The sequence below is a fragment of the Dielma fastidiosa genome (assembly GCF_000313565.1).
In the GTDB taxonomy this organism is placed as follows: Bacteria; Bacillota_I; Bacilli_A; order Erysipelotrichales; family Erysipelotrichaceae; genus Dielma; species Dielma fastidiosa.
Window position 1 is genome coordinate 210,311 of the sequence record NZ_HE578923.1, and the last position, 17,902, is coordinate 228,212.

Genomic DNA, 17,902 nt, shown 5'->3' on the forward strand with positions numbered 1-17,902 from the left:
TGGGTACAGAATAAAGGATAATGGTTTAGAAAAGGTTAAGATTTTAAGAAAGTATAAATAATTATCAATCAGCCTTTATATAACCGATATCCTAAGCCCCAAACGGTTTCAATATATTCCTCATGAGGATTTGCCGATTTAAGCTTGCTGCGAATATTGCTGATGTGTGCTTTGACAGCATTATCATCACCAAGATAATCTTCACCCCAAATAGATTCATATAAATTTGCTTTTGTGAACACTTTGCCGTTATGTGTTAAAAGTAATTCTAAGATTGAATATTCTTTAGCAGTCAAATCTATTTCAATCTCATTAATTGCTGTACGCTTTGTTTCAGTATTAAGCGTCAGATCTTTATACTTTAGCAAACGGACATCATATGTATTTTGAGAACGGCGGATGTTTGTTTCCACCCTTGCGATTAATTCATCAAGATCAAAGGGTTTCGTTACATAATCATCTGCCCCTAATTTAAGCAAGTCGATTTTTATGCTGACCGCATCTTTTGCGGATATGATGATGACCGGACATGTTGAAAAAGTCCTTAGTTCTTTTAAAAGCTCATCACCGTTTTTGTCAGGAAGCATTATATCAAGCAGAATCAAGTCATATTGGGTATGCTGCAGTTTATTCAATCCATCGATGCCGGTATAAGCGGCATGTGCCTGATAGTCAGCATTAGACAGGGCATTTATTAACATCGTATTAATATCTGTATTATCTTCAATGACTAAAATTCGCTTGCTCATCTTGTGTTACCTTCTTCCGGTTGTTTTAAAAATCTACATTGACTGTGCCGCATGTGCAATTCACAATGTCGGTGGGCTGTATCCAGTAACTTATATAAAAAGTAAATCCTCATTCTTAAAGTTCTATTTCGATTGAATAGCCAGACATAGTATTTTATTTCATTATATTTCCTTTAATCAAATTATACAATGATAAGTAAGAGTAGCTCATTGTGAGCTGCTGAATTATTTGAAGGAATTTTTTCAACTGCACTCTTTAATCTTTTTTTCGTATCCAGCGGATAATTACCGCCAATAGTCCGACAAAAAGCAGTCCATAGGTGATCCAAGAATAAGTATCCATGATCGTTAAGATATCGGTCCAATGTTCACCAAGCATCGCTCCGGCAAAGACTAAAACTGAATTCCAGATCAGACTGCCCAGCGTAGTTAACAAGATAAATGCGGATATTGACATCTTAGCCATGCCGGCGGGAATGGAGATCAAAGAGCGAATTAATGGAACCATACGGCAGAAAAAAACGGTTTTGCCTTCATAGCGGGAATACCATTTTAATGCTTTCTGCACATCCTCATAGCTTAAATGAATGATGCTGCCATATTGATCAAGCAAAGGCTTAAGCCGTTCACTGCCTAAAAGATATCCCAATGCATAAAGCAGCAGCGCACCCAAAAGGGAGCCTAAGGTCGCAAAAATTATCACAGAAGCTACGCTCATTGATGTTGAGGCAGTCATAAAGCCGCCGAAGGTCAGAATCAGCTCTGAGGGAATAGGCGGAAAAACATTTTCAATAAAGATCAGCAGAAAAACACCGAGATTGCCAAATTGACTCATGAACTGTTGAATCCAGATTTCCATACGATCACTCCTATCAATACAAAGATATAGATAATATATGCTGGGATTTGCTGATTAGTCTAACACATGTTGAATGAAAAAAACGTTTTTTAACCGAAATTTAACAATTCTCTCATAAATCGAATTGCAATTTGATTATCAGTTCGTTATCATAGTTAGAGAATTCGGTAATTGAATGTCTGGAGGAACAGTATGATAAAAAATATAATCGGCGGTATCGCCGTAGGTATAGCAAATGTAATTCCCGGTGTCAGCGGCGGCACGATGATGGTTATCTTAGGCATCTTTGATCATATGATGTCCGCCATCAGCGGCGTCTTTAAGGTGCATAATCCTGACCGCAAGGCAGATATTCTGTTTCTGCTTCAGGTGCTGATCGGCGCTGCTATCGGCCTGGTTGGTTTTGCGAAGGTCATTTCCTTTCTATTTGACTATTTTCAAGTTCAGACAATGTTTTGGTTTGTCGGCCTGGTTGGTTTCAGTATTCCTGTTTTCTGGAAAAGTGAAAGCAAGAATGAAAAGGTACAATGGCTGCCGTTAGTCATCGGTATGGCTATTATATTCCTTATTAAGTTTTTAGCACCGGATGCTGCTGCCGAAATAAATCCTGAATTTCCGGCATTGTCAGTTTTCTACTGCCTGAAGCTGATACTCATCGGTATGATCAGCGGTGCGGCGATGCTGCTGCCGGGAATCAGCGGTTCAATGGTTCTGCTGATAATTGGCGAATATTATCTGTTTAAATCACTCTTAGCCAATGTGTTATCTTTTCAGCTGATTGTATTAGTACCCTTGGCATTTATTGGATTGGGTGTCTTATTGGGTATCATTCTGTCTGCTAAAGCAACCAAGTTTCTGCTTGAAAAATATCATTCCACAACGATTTCATTGCTGCTGGGTCTGATTATCGCATCAACACTCATATTGATTCCATTGGAGGCAGCCTATGATCTGCCGCTGATTCTCTCTTCATGTTTTGCCTGTCTGTTTGGCGGCTGTATCGTGTGGCTGATTGAACGCTTTGTATAATTGAATGCGCCATCTGGGTAACCAGATGGTTTTTTCTTGCTTTAAACAGCGTTATTCAATATTTTGGTGTATACTAAACTTAACAGAGAATTAACATATTTTATCAGCAGGTCTGATAGAATAAATAGGGAGGAAACACTTATGATTACAGGTATCATTGATTTAGGAAGTAATACGATTCGATTATCTATTTATAAATGTGAGGATGGCAAGTTCCGTTTGCTGACGAATAAAAAAACGATGGCGGGCATTATTTCATATATTAAAGACGGCGCGTTATCTAATAAGGGGATCGATAAGATCTGTGAAATTTTAAATGCTTATCGGGAACTGCTGAATAATTTTGAGATTACAGACTGTCACTGCTTTTCAACGGCATCTCTGCGATTGATTTCCAATAAGAATGAAGTGCTGGAAGAAATTGAACGCCGAACTGGTATTTTTGTAGATTTAATCAGCGGTTTAGAGGAAGCCAAGCTCGATTTTATCGGTGCTACTTTATTCACTGATCTTGATGAGGGTGTATTAATCGATATCGGCGGCGGTTCGACAGAGCTGGTATCTTTTCAGGACGGTGAGATGCTTGAATCCTTCAGTATGCCGATCGGTTCTTTAAATACATACAACCGCTTTGTGAAGAAAATTCTGCCGGGTAAGGGTGAAAAGGCAGAAATCCGTAATGAAGTGATTTTGAATCTTGAACGCAGCAAAACCTCAGCAATTGCGAAGAAGCGTTATCAAAAGGCAATTGGTGTCGGAGGTACAGCCCGTGCGGTATTAGCCTTATATAATGATATTTTCGGCTATCCGAAAAATAACCGTCAGTTTGAAACCGCGCAGGTGAAGAAAATGCTGCAGCTGCTTAAGGATAATGGTAAATCAACCGTACAGAAGATTCTGCAGATTGCGCCTGACCGCATTCATACATTGATTCCCGGCATGGTCGTTTTATATACGGTATTAAAAAACTTTGGCATTGAAAGTGTTATTGTTTCGACAAGCGGTGTCAGAGAAGGCTATTTATATCATAAGGTAATGAAAAATGAGGGATGCGGGTATGAGCCAGATTGTCTATGACAGCAGCTACACACAGAATCGGGAATTATCTTGGCTGAAATTTAATCAGCGGGTGCTGGAAGAGGCTGAGGATGAATGTGTCCCGTTAATGGAACGCATGAAGTTTATCTCGATTGCGACCAGTAATCTTGATGAATTTTTCATGATTCGTGTCGGCAGTATTACCGATCTGTCGATGCTGAAAGATAAGCATACAGAAAATAAAAAGAATATGCTGCCAAATGAAGAGCTTGCCGCTATTTATGCCGCCAGCGCGGGCTTGCTGCATCGCCGGGATAAGGCTTTTGTTAAAGCGGAGGAAGGGCTGAAGCAATACGGCATTCAGCGGCTTAATCTAAAAGAATTGGATAAGGCGGAAAAGAAGTTTGTCGATCATTATTTCAACACTTATATCGAACCTGTACTCTCACCGCAGATTATTGATCCCCACCATCCTTTTCCGCATTTGATCAATAAGCTGCTTTATGTGGCGGTACTGCTGAAAGATAAGCTTACCAATACAACAACCTATGGCATCATTCCCGTGCCGACAACGGTAAACCGAATCTTGCTGCTGCCGCAGGAGGGCAGCCGTTATTGCTTATTGGAAAAGGTGATTGCGGAATATGCCGCTAAGATATTTAAACAATACACCGTGCTGGGCAAAACGGTAATCTCGGTTACCCGCAATGCTGATTTAGTGATTGATGGATCAGGCTTTGACGCGGATGAAGATTTCAGTCTCTATATGAAGAAAATCTTAAAGAAAAGGACAAGGCTGGCGCCGGTACGGCTTGAAGTACAGAATGATATTAATCAGCAGCTGCTTGATTTTTTAATGGACAAGCTGCATTTAACAAAAGAGAAAGTATTCAAATGCAAGGCGCCATTAGATTGTTCCTATGTATTTAGCTTTAAGGATCTGTTTGCCGCAGCGCTGCCTGATGAATTATATTATGCGCCTTTTACGCCGCAGATTTCACAGAATGTTGATCCGAACCGGCCGATGATTGAACAGGTGCTGGATCATGATCTGCTGCTTTCTTACCCTTATGAATCCATGGATGATTATATCCGTATGATTAAGGAAGCGGCCAATGATTCGTGTGTGGTTTCAATTAAAATTACGATTTATCGGCTGGCTAAAAAGGCGAAGCTGATTAAATATCTTTGTGATGCTGCCGAAAATGGCAAGGAAGTCAGTGTTTTGATGGAGCTGCGGGCACGTTTTGATGAGGAAAATAATATTAACTGGGCAGAGAGTCTTGAAGAAAGCGGCTGCCGTGTGATGTATGGCTTTGAGGATTATAAGGTACATTCTAAGATTACCTGTATTACCCGCATGAGTGAGGGCTCTTTGCAGACAATTACGCAGATTGGCACCGGCAATTATAATGAGAATACCGCTAAGATGTATACTGATTTCTCATTGATTACGGCTGATGAGCGGATAGGCCGGGATGCATTGCATTTCTTCAATAACATGGCAATGTCAGATCTCAATGGCAATTATGAAGAATTGCTGGTCGCTCCTAATGGGTTAAAAAATCAGATATTAGAAAAAATCGACTTGGAAATCATGAAAGTTCAAATGGGGCAGCCCGGTATGATTACGATGAAGTTTAATTCATTAACCGACCGTGAAATCATCGATAAATTCGCTCAGGCATCAGCGGCGGGAGTGAAGATTCGGCTGATTATCCGCGGCATCTGCTGTATCCTGCCAAACATTGCTAAGAAGACTGAGAATATCCTCGTTACCAGCATCGTCGGCCGGTATTTGGAACACAGCCGCATTTATGCGTTTGGTGAGGGTGATGACGCGCAGGTATATATCGCCAGTGCCGATATGATGACCCGCAATACTGAAAAACGAGTGGAGATTGCCGCGCCGATCAAGGATGTCAGACTGAAACGGCAGATATGGGAATATCTCAATCTGCAGCTGCAGGATAATGTGAAGGCACGCGTCGTTGATCAAAATGGTGATTTGAAGAAAAAGGTAGTGGCGGAAGGCGCACAGCGGCTGGATTCTCAGCAGCGAATGATGGAACTGGCTGTTGAACGGGCACCGGAAAAACTTGAAATCGCACAGGATCATGCGAAAAAGAATAAATTTATGGAAATGATCAAACACTTTCTGAAGCAGGCTTAGGTCTGCTTTTTCCTTATTCTTATCAACTGAAACTTATGAATGTTAATGAATTCCTTTTCAAAAGTTTAATTTGTTTCAGAAACAATGACGACATTTTTCAACACTAAATCATTTGTGAATTTTTATGAATTATTAAGTAAAAAAAACCGATAAAGTCGTTCAAAAACCTTTCAAAATGCGAATAAAAGTTCTATAATGAAATAGAAATTAACAAGGAGGAAATTTATGACTAAGAAATTCATGTCAATGGATGGTAATACTGCTGCGGCTCATTGCGCCTATGCGTTTACTGAAGTAGCTGGAATCTATCCGATAACCCCATCTTCACCAATGGCTGAAGTTGTTGATGCTTGGGCATCACAGGGGCGTAGAAATATTCTGGACTCAATTGTAAAAGTTACAGAAATGCAGTCTGAAGGCGGCGCAGCCGGTGCAGTACACGGTGCTTTACAGGGCGGTACATTGGCGACGACTTTCACAGCTTCACAAGGTTTATTATTAATGGTTCCAAACATCTACAAGATGGTTGGTGAATGTCTGCCGGGTGTTATCCATGTTGCAGCTCGTGCTATCGCAAGCCGCGCATTAAACATCTTTGGTGATCATGAAGATATCTATGCATGCCGTCAGACTGGCGTATGCATGATCGCATCTCACTCTGTACAGGAAGCAATGGATCTGGCTGGTGTTGCTCACTTGTCAGCAATCAAGGGCCATGTACCTTTTATCCATTTCTTTGATGGTTTCCGTACTTCTCATGAAATTCAGAAAGTAGAAGTAATGGATTATGAAGTATTTGATCGTTTATTAGACCGCAAAGCGCTTGAAGAATTCCGCGCAAGAGCATTAAATCCGCATACAAATCCGGTAACTCGCGGCGGTGCTGAAAATGATGATATCTTCTTCCAGGGAAGAGAAGCTCAGAATGAGCACTATAACAAAATACCTGATATCGTAGCTGAATATATGGCTGAAATTTCTAAGGTTACAGGTCGTGAATATGCTCCATTTACATATTATGGCGCACCTGATGCAGAACGCATCATCATCGCTATGGGTTCAGTTACTGAAACTGCCAAAGAAACGATTGATGCATTAACTGCTAAGGGTGAAAAAGTAGGTATGATCAAGGTTCACCTGTATCGTCCATTCTCAGTTAAATACTTAACAGCTGTATTACCTGCATCTGTGAAGAAAGTAGCTGTATTAGACCGTACAAAAGAATTAGGCGGACGTGATCCACTGTATCTTGATGTTGTTGAAGCATTAAAAGATAAGAATCTTACAATCATCGGCGGCCGTTATGGTATGGGTTCTAAAGATACTCAGCCTAACCAAATCAAAGCTGTATTTGATGAATTAACTAAAGAAGCACCTAAATCTGAATTCACGATCGGTATCGTTGATGATGTTACCCATCTGTCATTAGAAGTTGATCCTGATTTCCATACTGACGGTGACTATACTTCTTGCTTATTCTATGGTTTAGGTTCTGATGGTACAGTTTCTGCCAATAAGAATGCTATCAAAATCATCGGTGATAACACGGATCAATACGCTCAGGCTTATTTTGCTTATGACTCTAAGAAAGCCGGCGGTGTAACACGTTCTCACTTACGTTTTGGTAAATCACCAATTCACTCAACTTACTATATCAATAACGCAGACTTTATTTCATGCTCATTAGATGCTTATGTATTCAAATATGACATGGCTGCTAATTTGAAAAAAGGCGGTACTTTCTTATTAAATACTACATTTACTGCTGAAGAGCTTGAAGAGCATCTGCCAAACCGCATGTTAGCTACATTAGCTAAGAAAAATGCTAAGTTCTATATTATTGACGCAACTAAGATTGCTCAGGAAATCGGCATGGGCAGAAGAACAAATACTATTCTGCAATCTGCATTCTTCGCATTGAATGAACAAATCATGCCATATGCTGAAGCTGTTGAATACATGAAGGGCGCTGCTAAGAAATCTTACTCTAAGAAGGGTGATGAAATCGTACAGCTGAACTACAAGGCTATCGATTCAGGTAAAGATGGTTTAGTTGAAATTGCTGTTAAACCTGAATGGGCTGACTTGACTTATGATTCAACCCGCGCATTAACTGGCGATAAGTATTTTGATGAACACGTGGCTCCAATCAATGGTCTTGAAGGCTATGATCTGCCAGTTTCTGCATTCACTAAGTTCAACTTACTTGATGGTTCAATCAGAAACAATGTTTCTTATCTTGAAAAACGTACAATTGCTGTACAGGTACCTACTTGGGATCCTGAAAGCTGTATCCAATGCGGATTCTGTTCATATGTATGTCCTCATGCTACAATTCGTCCGTTCCTGCTGACTGAAGAAGAAATCAAGAACGCACCAATGGAATTCAAGACAATCAAAGCGATGGGTAAGGGTGTAGAAAATCTGCAATACCGTATCCAGGTTTCTCCGGATAACTGCGTAGGCTGTGGTCTGTGTGTTGTTGAATGTCCAGGTAAGGGCGGCAACAAGGCATTGAAGATGGTTGATATCAATGCTAAGCTTGATCAGGCTCCGCTTGCTGATTATCTGTATAAGGGTACTGAATATAAGACTGAATACTTCCCGGTTGATACGGTTAAGGGTTCACAGTTCGCAATGCCTTACTTTGAAATTTCAGGCGCTTGCCCAGGCTGTGGTGAAACACCTTACTACAAGCTGGTTTCTCAATTATTCGGTAAGGATATGATGGTTGCTAATGCGACTGGATGTTCAATGATTTACTGTTCATCTACACCTTCAACGCCATTTGTTAATGATAAGGATGGCAATGGTGTTGCTTGGGCTAACTCATTATTTGAAGATAATGCTGAATATGGTTATGGTATGGCTGTTGCTCAGACATACAAAGAAGGCAGAATCCTTGAAATCATGGAAAAGAACATGGATGCTGTTGAACCAGAATTAAAAGAATTATTCAATAAATATATTGAAGCAAATAATGACCGTGATGCACAGCGTGCAATTAAAGATGCTTTAGTTGCTGCACTTAAGGCTTCTAAGGTTGATGCAGTGAAGGAATTATTAGAATACGAACGTGATTTAGTATCTAAATCAATCTGGATCGTCGGCGGCGACGGCTGGGCATATGATATCGGATACGGCGGTTTAGACCATGTATTAGCGAACGATATGAACGTTAACGTTCTGGTTCTTGATACGGAGGTTTACTCTAATACTGGCGGTCAGTCTTCAAAATCTTCTCAGGCTTCTTCTATCGCTAAGTTCGCAGCTGGCGGTAAAGCAACTGCTAAGAAGGATTTAGGTCAGATTGCAATGGCTTATGGCCATGTTTATGTAGCTCAGATTTCTATGGGTGCTAATAAGAACCAAACACTTAAAGCAATCAAGGAAGCTGAAAGCTATGACGGACCATCTTTAATCATCGCTTATGCACCATGTGTTGAACACGGTATTAAGGGCGGCTTGTCTAATCACCAGAAGACTCAGGCTAAAGCTGTTGAATGCGGTTATGTAACTCTGTACCGTTTCGACCCACGCAAGGAACAGCCATTGACAATCGATTCTAAGGAACCTGATTTCGATAAGTTCTTTGAATTCATCCTGTCAGAAACTCGTTACAACCAGCTGCCTAAGCTGAAGGGCGAAGAAACTGCTCATGCGATGTTTGAAAAGACTAAGGCTGATGCACAAAGACGTTATAACCGTCTGGTTAAATTAGCTAAGGACTAATTGATAAGTTAAAGGATAGCTGAAAAGCTGTCCTTTTCTTTTTTGGTATAAAACAATAGGAATTTGTGTAAAAAATGGATCATTAAATGCTTGCTGTTACAAAGGTTGTTACTTGTACTAAATTACAGGATTAGATATAATAATAAAAAGGGGGTATAGCGTGAAAAGAGTAAATAAAATAGTTATTACATTATACAATGGGTCATGGAAGGTATCGCTATTAAGAATCCCTGAAAAACATAATAATAGTAGCATAGATCTATATGATTGAAGATTGCTTAGAGTCTAGTATTAGCAAAGGAGGATGACAAATGTTTAGAAGAACTGTTTTGTACACGATCATTGTTATTTCTTTTTTAGCTTGTGCTTGTTCCAATATACAGGATGAAGTAAAAGTAACTCCAACAATACTATTTGAGAAAGTGGATGGTGTGGAACAAGAGGATATTTATGCTTTACTTGTCAGCATAGCAACGAATGATATTCAGACGGATTTAACCTTTCATGAATTTCGGGCAAGTTATTCGGATATATTTGACGCTTTTGATTCAACAGGGGATGATAGCTTGAATCAGGATAAGTGTACTGAATTATTTGATAGAGTTTCTAATGAATTAGGAGGAAAGCAGAGAACATCAACTTGCAAATATGTGAAGTATACGAAAGAGGGAGAAGAAAAGGCTCAGAAAGCTAAAATTACCCTAAAATTTTATAGTTATGAAGGTGAATTATTGTTAGAATATGAAGGTAAATTATTTGATGATTTTGAATTTATCAAAAATAATTAAATATGATTCCATTTCGTTGGTTTAGATCATATATTAGCGAACGATATGAACGGATAGCTGAAAAGCTGTCCTTTTCTTTTACCCAATAGGTAGGATATAATAGAGATGTAATACAAAATTTTAGGATTTTCCTAAAAAGCAGGCATATTTGATATACTTGTTGTCCCATAATGAATTGTAAATGCTTAAAAATGGATCAACTTTAGGATATTAAAAGAGGGGAAAATAAAATGAGATTAGAAACTCGAAATTATAAGGGGATTGATATTCTGAAGCTTCCGTTTAAAATTGCTCCCTTAACAATGATAATTCAACTGTTTTTGTTTTTTCTTTCAGCACTTATAGAAACGGGTATTTTGGCATACGCTACCGCCAATTTTGTAGATACTGCTATTGGTATATTTGAAACTGAAAAATCTGTCAATGCAATTTATATGCCACTATCGGTTCTAATAATCATTATCGGAATCACAAATGTTATGGGAAGTATATTAGAATTAATCAACGCAAGAATCACATATACATTAGAACGTGAAGTAACACCAGCTATTGTAGATATACATGCTAAGCTTGCTTACAAATATATTGAAGATGCAAATAGTTTAGAATTAATCAATCGGGTAGAAGATGAAATGCTTGAGACGTTTAATGATGGTATCCGTGCATATGGTGCAGTGATTCAATGTGTTGTATCTATTATTTCGATTGGCGGTTTAATACTTATACAAATAGGGTGGGCAGCAATCGTAATTGCGTTTTTTTGTATACCACTTATTTCAGTATCTTTTTGGGCTGGCAAACGAAATTATGCAGCTAAGGTTGAAACTCGAAAATATGAACGGCGATACAGCTACTATTCTGATGAAGTATTGACAAATCGTGAGGCTGTTGAAGAGCGCACTCTTTTTGGATACACTGACAATATAACCAACCGTTATTATAAGGATTTTGAGACTTCCCGTGATATACAGTTAAAAGTATACTTAAAAACGCTTGTCACTATGAAAGCATCAAATATATCATTAGTTTTAGTCACTATAATTATTGCTTTTGTGCTTATTGGGCCTGTTACTAATGGAGATGTAAGCCCCGGCTTGTTTATGGGAATTATAGCTGCTTTATTTGGTGTAGCGGAAACGCTTGGCTGGCAATTGCAAGATGCGGCTAAAAATATAACTGAGGGTAATGAATATATGGTAGACTTAACAACCTTTGTAAATATGGACCGTGATGATGCTGCAATTGATTTACCTGATGAACAGCCGCTGCTTTTTAAAAGCTTGGTGTTTAAAAATGTGTGTTTTAAATATCCAAATAGTGATGAATACATCTTATATGATGCATCATTTACGTTAGAATCAGGCAAGCATTATGCATTGGTAGGTACAAATGGTGCGGGAAAGACTACGATTACTAAATTATTAACCCGTTTATATGATGAGTATGAGGGTGAGATACTGATTAATGGAAAAGAGTTAAGGTCATATCCTATATCAACTGTGAAGGCTCTATTCTCTATTGTATATCAAGATTTTTCACATTATCAAATTTCGATGGCTGATAATATCGCACTGGGTGATTCAATAAGACAAGCAGATAAGAAACAATTACAAGATATTATAAATAAACTTGGCTTAAAGGATACTATTAATAATCTGCCTAAAGGTATGGACACGATTCTTGGCAGAATGGGTGATGATAGTTTGGATCTTTCACAAGGTCAGTGGCAAAAGATTGCTGTCGCGCGTTCTTTGTTAAGTCAAGCGCCTGTCAAAATATTAGATGAACCAACTTCGGCATTAGATCCAATTGCGGAAAATCAATTATATCAAGAATTTGAACAATTAATGAGAGGTAAAACAACAATATTTATCAGTCATCGACTAGGTTCCACAAAATTAGCAGACGAGATTTTAGTTATTGATCGAGGCCGTGTAGCAGAAAAAGGAACACATTATCAGTTAATGAATAACAAAGGTATTTATGCAGCAATGTATGAATCACAAAGGGAATGGTATGAATGATGAAATTAGATAGATATGGTGTGTTATCAATTGTTGTCCGAAATAGTGTCCAATATTTTAAAAAAGCAAAATTATGGGGAGCGGCAGAACAATGCGTCGCTGTCTTACGTGCCTTAGCATTAACTGCGGGTATTATAGCTACGCAGAGATTTTTTGATGCTATTACGGAAATAGGCTCAAAGAATAATTATAGTTATCTTGTAAGGTGTTTATTAACTTTAGCATTTATTATAGCAGCTCAACACATTTTAAGCGGGTTGGGACAATATTTGCTCAGTAAAATATCATACTCTAATATGGGAAAATTTATGACTGACTTCCAACGCAAGTTAGGTCGTTTGCCTGCTGAAACTTTCGAGGATACAACGTTTTTAGATAAGGCAGAAAGGGCAAAAGAGTGTTTGGAATACGAAAGTCTTGGTCATTTTGCCTCTGTTTGTTTACAGCTTTTAACCTATTATATTGTTTTATTTGTATCGTTAGGACATTATTTATTTCAATTATCACCGATTCTGCCATTTGTATTGATCGTATCTTTTATACCGGCTATTCTAGGACAATTAATGCAAATGCGGATATTTGTGAAATTAGAGAATGAAAATTTACCCTTAAGACGGCAAAGCGAGTATTACAAAAAAACAATAGTAGATCGTAAGTTTTATAAAGAGACCAGAATGCTGGGAGGTTTTCAATTTTTTCATAAATTATTTATTGAAGGCTTACAGACTTTAACCCAAAATACGTGGAAAACAGAACGAAAAGCAGCGATATTAAAATTTCTGTTGGGCATTATAACCTTTTTAGGACTTGGCGTTTCGATTTTAATCTTATTTCAACTCACCATTTCAAATGATATAAGCGTAGGGGCTTTTGCTTCTGTCTTTACAGCATTATCGCAGATTTTTTCTATCATGGATGAAATCGTATCAACTTGTCTGAGTCAAGGGAGTGAAACGATTGCTCAAGTAGTAAACTTCTATCGTTTAATGGATATGGAAGAAGTATCGGGTGCTGGGGGTGATTCTGATTTTACAAAAGGGATTGTGGCAGAGAATGTTAGTTTTACTTATCCTGGCTCATCGAAAGCAGCTTTGCATAATGTCAGTCTCACAATAAATAAAGGAGAAACCATCGCAATTGTAGGTGAAAATGGTTCAGGTAAGTCAACACTTGTACGTATTTTGACAGGGCTTTATAGCACTTATGATGGAAAGGTAATTATTGCTGGCCAAGATAGTAAGATGACACATCCTGATGTTTTGTACACAGGTATATCTGGTGTTTTTCAAAATTATCAACGTTATAAAATGACATTAGAAGAAAATGTTTCAATAAGTGATACAAAGCAAGCAGTCGATTATAGCAAAATCAATAAAGTGCTTCAAAAAGCAGAATTTAATGAAAAGAAAGTAAATTTACAGTCTATGCTTTCTCCAGAATATAATGGCGTAGATTTATCCGGGGGTCAATGGCAGCGTTTAGCAATTGCCCGTGGCCTTTATAGAAATCATTCCTTTATTATTCTTGATGAACCGACGGCAGCCATTGATCCAATTGAAGAAGCTCGTCTTTATAATCATTTTAAACAAATCGTAAAGAATAAATCTTCTATTATTGTTACACATCGGTTAGGTTCTGTAAGACTTGCCGATCGCATTGTGGTCATGGATCAAGGAAAACTGGCAGAAATAGGTACACATGAAGAGTTGCTTGCGAAAAAGGGTAAATATGCAGCTATGTGGCAGGCACAGATTAAATGGTATGAAAAAAGTGATGTTATTTAAATATTGTTTATTATTAAAAAGATAATCTTTGATATTAAGAGGAGTGATACATGATCAATGTCTTGCTCCTTTCATATTATATGTGTGCTGTCCTTTTCTTTTACCCAATAGGTAGGATATAATAGTATTTAGAAAAGCGAGGATTTTGTATGTTAATTGAAAAGGCAGTAATGAGTGATTTAGAAGCAATGAGTGATTTTTATTATCAGGTAACAACGTATCTGGAAGCAACAATTAATTATCCGGGATGGATCAGTAATGTTTATCCGGCAAAAATTGACGCGCTGAATAGTATTGAAAACAATACCTTATATGTTGTGCGTGATGGAAATAGGATTGCTGCTTCCTTTATCTTAAATCATGTAACTGAAGCGGGATATAACGAGGGAAACTGGCATATAGAGGCAGCTTTGGATGAAATGCTGGTGGTTCATACTTTATGTGTGCATCCTGATTATTTAAGAAAAGGGCTGGCTTCCATGATGGTTGAAAAAGCGATTGAAGAGGCAAAGTGGCAGGGTGTGAAAACGGTCAGACTTGATGTTTATGAGGATAATGAACCAGCCATGCGTTTGTATGAACGTTATGGCTTTAAGGAATGCGGTAAGGCGGATATGCGGATAGGGAATAATGGCCCTGAATGGTGTATCTTATATGAATTAGTTTTGATTTAAAGGAGGCGGGCATCGATGAAGATTGCGGTGATTCAGGGAAGCTCTCAAAAAGCGAAAAATAATTTATTATATGAATGCAGTGTAAAAGCAGTGACGGATCAGGGTCATGAGGTTATTAATTTTGGTGTATGTGAAGATGAAGAGATTGAATTGAGTTATGTAGAGACTGCTTTGTTGATCAGCATGCTGCTGGTAAGTAAAACGGTAGATTTTGTAATTACAGGATGTTCATCAGGACAGGGGATGATGCTTGCCTGCAACAGTCTGCCCGGTGTGATGTGCGGTTATGTAGAAAATCCATCTGACGCATATTTGTTTGGCAGAATTAATGACGGCAATGCTATTGCTTATCCATTAGGACTTAATTTTGGCTGGGCAGGGGAGATTAATCTGCAGAATACATTGAATAATTTATTTAGTGAACCTTTTGGTATTGGTTATCCGCCGAAAGCAGCAGCCAGAAAGCGCCGTGACAGTGAAATTCTGAAACAGATATATGCCGTATCAAAGCTTGATCTGCCAGCACTATGGCCGCTTTTGGATGATGAATTGAAGGCTCATGCGCTGAGCCGGCATTTGGTAGTTGATGCAATTTTGGAAAATGGCAGTGCAGAATTTAAAGAAATGCTGAAGAGCTGGCTTAAAGATGCTGATCAAAAATGATATCTTGATTGGCTTCTTTGCATGCGATGCTGAAGCATGATATACTTGTAAACATCTAAAGGAAGTGAACGTATGGAATATATATTGATAATTATACTTGGTGCCGCGGTTGTATTTGCGGTTATGAAAGTTAAAAAACAGCGTCAGCAAAAGAGTCGGCAGAAGATGCTGAGTGATGAACTGGCACGCTTGAAACAGATGAATGTTGATTTGGATGTGGAAGGCTATATCCGTGAGGAAAAGCGGGCGATGGCTTATCCTGAAAATCGCGAAATTCTGACGACCATGCAGATGAATCTGGTAGCTGCTTATATTAATAATGCTCAGGCTGAGGAAGCGGTCAGCTGTTTAAAGCAGATGGAACCAAGTGTTTTACCGCTCGATTTTCAGATTCTTTATCATCATAATATGCTGTTTGCTAAATGGATGCAGGATGAACATGCTTTTGGTGAACAATTAGCGGAAAGCTGGCCGCTGCTTGAAAAGCATGTTGATGAGGCGCAGTGGAAACCGATTCTTAAAATTATCCAGGTACTGAATGATCTGTATACAAAGAATTACGATGCTGCTCAGCAGCATATTCGTCAGCTGAGCGCACCGAACAGCAATCATGCGGCTTCACTGCAGGATATGCTCTGGGTTGAAATTAATATTCAGACCGGGCAAAAGGGAAAGGCTTTGGCATTGCTTGATAAAATGTCTCAGCGTCAGAATTTCCCAGTCATCACAGCATGGATCAAACAGAAGCGAATAGAATTAAAGAATAAGGGTGTTAAAGGTGAAGAAACTAAGAGCGAGGTGAGTGAATGAATAAGTATTGTATAATCGCTGGTCTGCAATTTGAAAATCAGACTGATTTTAAGGAAAGCTTTGAAGAGACATGTTCGCTTGCAGAAGCCTGCGGTTATGAGGTGATTGAGACAATGGTTCAGCCAAGGCGAAGCGCTCATCCGTCTACCTTATTTGGCAGCGGCAAGCTGGCTGAACTGCAGACACTGATTCATGAAACAAAGATTGATACATTAATTATCAGCTGTGATATTACGCCGTCACAGATGCGTACATTAAAGGATTTATTCAAAATCCGCATTTTAGACCGCACGGATTTGATTTTGGAGATCTTCGCGTCAAGAGCGCGGACAAAGGAGGCTCGGCTGCAGGTAGAACTGGCAACCTTGAAGCATCAGCTGCCTTATTTGATTCGCACGGTGCAGGAGTTCTCACGACAGGGCGGTGTCGGCGGTGCCCGCAATAAAGGTGAGGGTGAGAAGCAGCTTGAGCTTGACCGCCGTAAGCTGGAAACACGGATTCAGGCATGCAGGCGTGAGCTGGACAGCGTTGTTAATAATCGTGATACGATGCGCCGGCGCCGTAAGAAAGCTGGTGTGCCGATGGCGGCTTTGGCTGGTTATACCAATGCTGGCAAATCAACGTTAATGAACGCGCTGCTTGAGCTTTGTGAATCAGATCAAGACAAGCAGGTATTTGTGAAGGATATGGTCTTCGCAACCTTAGATACGACAGTGCGTTCGCTGAATTGGCAGCATCATGAGTTTTTACTCTCTGATACCGTAGGCTTTGTAAGCAATCTGCCTCATGAATTAATCAAGGCGTTCCAGTCAACGCTTGAAGAAGTTGTGGAAGCGGATGTAATCCTGCATGTAATCGATGAGTCAAGTCCTCAGCGTGAGGCACAAAAGCAGGTAACGGACAGTACCCTTGAAAAATTAAAAGCTGGTGATAAGCCTATTATTTATGTTCATAATAAATGCGATCTCTGTGAGTTTAAAGCAAATTATGATAATCATATCTATATTAGTGCTGCTAAGGCGCAGGGACTGAATGAATTAATGGATAAGATCAATGAAATTTGTTATGCAGATCATCGTCAGCTAACCGTGCGGATTCCTTATGACAATCAGGAAATGATTCGCCTGATACAGAATAAGCTAACGATATTATCTTGTAAGCAGATGGAAGATGGTTTTCATTATGTGATTGAAACAGTACCGGGTTTTGTGGAATTGTTGAAGCCCTATTTAATTGAAGGCAGCTAAGCTGTCTTTTTCTTATTTATGAGCTAAATGTCTACAAAATGCGTCCTGCGGCACTTTGGTATAGTGGTATAGGTGTGGTATAGGTTGGTTTAGACCATGTATTTTTAATGGTTTATACCATAAAAAAGATTATATATAAGGAATAAGAAGATATATGATGTTAAAAAAGTCTATAAAAAGTTAATAAATTGCTTATTTTATAGTGATTTAAAAGAAAAATAGAAAAAATGAAGTTTTTTAATGAAACCCCTTGCATTTTAAAAATACTGTGTTATTATAAGAGTGTCAACAGGTGGTATATACCAAGTAAAACTAATGGGCTATACCAAGAA

At 38.8% G+C, this 17,902-nt stretch carries 13 protein-coding genes; 11 read left to right on the forward strand and 2 right to left on the reverse strand.

All coding sequences use genetic code 11. The annotated features are described in order from the left end of the window. Nucleotides 1–68 precede the first annotated feature (68 nt). Nucleotides 69–749, reverse strand: a complete 681-nt coding sequence (locus DAHG_RS01380; RefSeq protein ID WP_022936523.1) for a response regulator transcription factor — start codon at nt 747–749, stop codon at nt 69–71. 256 nt (nt 750–1,005) lie between these two features. Further along, on the reverse strand, nt 1,006–1,608 hold the full coding sequence (locus tag DAHG_RS01385) for a DedA family protein (RefSeq protein WP_022936524.1): 603 nt from the start codon (nt 1,606–1,608) through the stop codon (nt 1,006–1,008). 192 nt (nt 1,609–1,800) lie between these two features. On the opposite strand from DAHG_RS01385, the gene DAHG_RS01390 reads away from it, so the two are divergent. The 11 genes from DAHG_RS01390 to hflX all read left to right on the forward strand — a co-directional run bounded on the left by DAHG_RS01390 (nt 1,801) and on the right by hflX (nt 17,570). Then, nucleotides 1,801–2,637 carry a DUF368 domain-containing protein gene (locus DAHG_RS01390; protein WP_022936525.1) on the forward strand — a complete coding sequence of 279 codons (837 nt, stop codon included), beginning with the start codon at nt 1,801–1,803 and terminating at the stop codon, nt 2,635–2,637. A gap of 141 nt (nt 2,638–2,778) precedes the next feature. Continuing rightward, entirely contained in the window at nt 2,779–3,714 is a 936-nt protein-coding gene (locus DAHG_RS18400; RefSeq protein ID WP_022936526.1) for a Ppx/GppA phosphatase family protein, read from the forward strand. Further along, on the forward strand, nt 3,695–5,848 hold the full coding sequence (gene ppk1, locus DAHG_RS01400) for a polyphosphate kinase 1 (RefSeq protein ID WP_022936527.1): 2,154 nt from the start codon (nt 3,695–3,697) through the stop codon (nt 5,846–5,848). Before DAHG_RS18400 ends, ppk1 begins: the two co-directional genes overlap by 20 nt. Nucleotides 5,849–6,073: 225 nt before the next feature. Then, a complete protein-coding gene (gene nifJ / locus DAHG_RS01405; RefSeq protein ID WP_022936528.1) occupies nt 6,074–9,580 on the forward strand; it encodes a pyruvate:ferredoxin (flavodoxin) oxidoreductase in 3,507 nt (1,168 codons plus the stop codon). A gap of 311 nt (nt 9,581–9,891) precedes the next feature. Next, nucleotides 9,892–10,368 (forward strand): hypothetical protein, encoded by a 477-nt coding sequence (locus tag DAHG_RS01410; protein ID WP_022936529.1) that lies wholly within the window; start codon nt 9,892–9,894, stop codon nt 10,366–10,368. A 230-nt stretch (nt 10,369–10,598) separates the two neighbouring features. Beyond that, on the forward strand, nt 10,599–12,392 hold the full coding sequence (locus tag DAHG_RS01415) for an ABC transporter ATP-binding protein (protein WP_022936530.1): 1,794 nt from the start codon (nt 10,599–10,601) through the stop codon (nt 12,390–12,392). After that, on the forward strand, nt 12,389–14,176 hold the full coding sequence (locus DAHG_RS18405; protein WP_022936531.1) for an ABC transporter ATP-binding protein: 1,788 nt from the start codon (nt 12,389–12,391) through the stop codon (nt 14,174–14,176). Before DAHG_RS01415 ends, DAHG_RS18405 begins: the two co-directional genes overlap by 4 nt. 149 nt (nt 14,177–14,325) lie before the next feature. Further along, the gene (locus DAHG_RS01425) at nt 14,326–14,850 is read left to right on the forward strand and encodes a GNAT family N-acetyltransferase (protein ID WP_022936532.1); all 525 of its coding nucleotides are present in this window, start codon (nt 14,326–14,328) and stop codon (nt 14,848–14,850) included. A gap of 15 nt (nt 14,851–14,865) precedes the next feature. Beyond that, a complete protein-coding gene (locus DAHG_RS01430) occupies nt 14,866–15,513 on the forward strand; it encodes an RpiB/LacA/LacB family sugar-phosphate isomerase (protein ID WP_022936533.1) in 648 nt (215 codons plus the stop codon). 72 nt (nt 15,514–15,585) lie between these two features. Further along, on the forward strand, nt 15,586–16,323 hold the full coding sequence (locus DAHG_RS01435; protein WP_022936534.1) for a hypothetical protein: 738 nt from the start codon (nt 15,586–15,588) through the stop codon (nt 16,321–16,323). Beyond that, a complete protein-coding gene (hflX, locus tag DAHG_RS18410; protein ID WP_022936535.1) occupies nt 16,320–17,570 on the forward strand; it encodes a GTPase HflX in 1,251 nt (416 codons plus the stop codon). The genes DAHG_RS01435 and hflX overlap by 4 nt, the downstream gene beginning before the upstream one ends. Nucleotides 17,571–17,902: the final 332 nt, after the last annotated feature.

Bases quoted from the DNA above. Each gene is read 5' to 3' on its own strand.
- DAHG_RS01380 (WP_022936523.1), bottom strand. From the start codon at position 749: ATGAGCAAGCGAATTTTAGTCATTGAAGATAATACAGATATTAATACG.
- DAHG_RS01385 (WP_022936524.1), bottom strand. From the start codon at position 1,608: ATGGAAATCTGGATTCAACAGTTCATGAGTCAATTTGGCAATCTCGGT.
- DAHG_RS01390 (WP_022936525.1), top strand. From the start codon at position 1,801: ATGATAAAAAATATAATCGGCGGTATCGCCGTAGGTATAGCAAATGTA.
- DAHG_RS18400 (WP_022936526.1), top strand. From the start codon at position 2,779: ATGATTACAGGTATCATTGATTTAGGAAGTAATACGATTCGATTATCT.
- ppk1 (WP_022936527.1), top strand. From the start codon at position 3,695: ATGAGCCAGATTGTCTATGACAGCAGCTACACACAGAATCGGGAATTA.
- nifJ (WP_022936528.1), top strand. From the start codon at position 6,074: ATGACTAAGAAATTCATGTCAATGGATGGTAATACTGCTGCGGCTCAT.
- DAHG_RS01410 (WP_022936529.1), top strand. From the start codon at position 9,892: ATGTTTAGAAGAACTGTTTTGTACACGATCATTGTTATTTCTTTTTTA.
- DAHG_RS01415 (WP_022936530.1), top strand. From the start codon at position 10,599: ATGAGATTAGAAACTCGAAATTATAAGGGGATTGATATTCTGAAGCTT.
- DAHG_RS18405 (WP_022936531.1), top strand. From the start codon at position 12,389: ATGATGAAATTAGATAGATATGGTGTGTTATCAATTGTTGTCCGAAAT.
- DAHG_RS01425 (WP_022936532.1), top strand. From the start codon at position 14,326: ATGTTAATTGAAAAGGCAGTAATGAGTGATTTAGAAGCAATGAGTGAT.
- DAHG_RS01430 (WP_022936533.1), top strand. From the start codon at position 14,866: ATGAAGATTGCGGTGATTCAGGGAAGCTCTCAAAAAGCGAAAAATAAT.
- DAHG_RS01435 (WP_022936534.1), top strand. From the start codon at position 15,586: ATGGAATATATATTGATAATTATACTTGGTGCCGCGGTTGTATTTGCG.
- hflX (WP_022936535.1), top strand. From the start codon at position 16,320: ATGAATAAGTATTGTATAATCGCTGGTCTGCAATTTGAAAATCAGACT.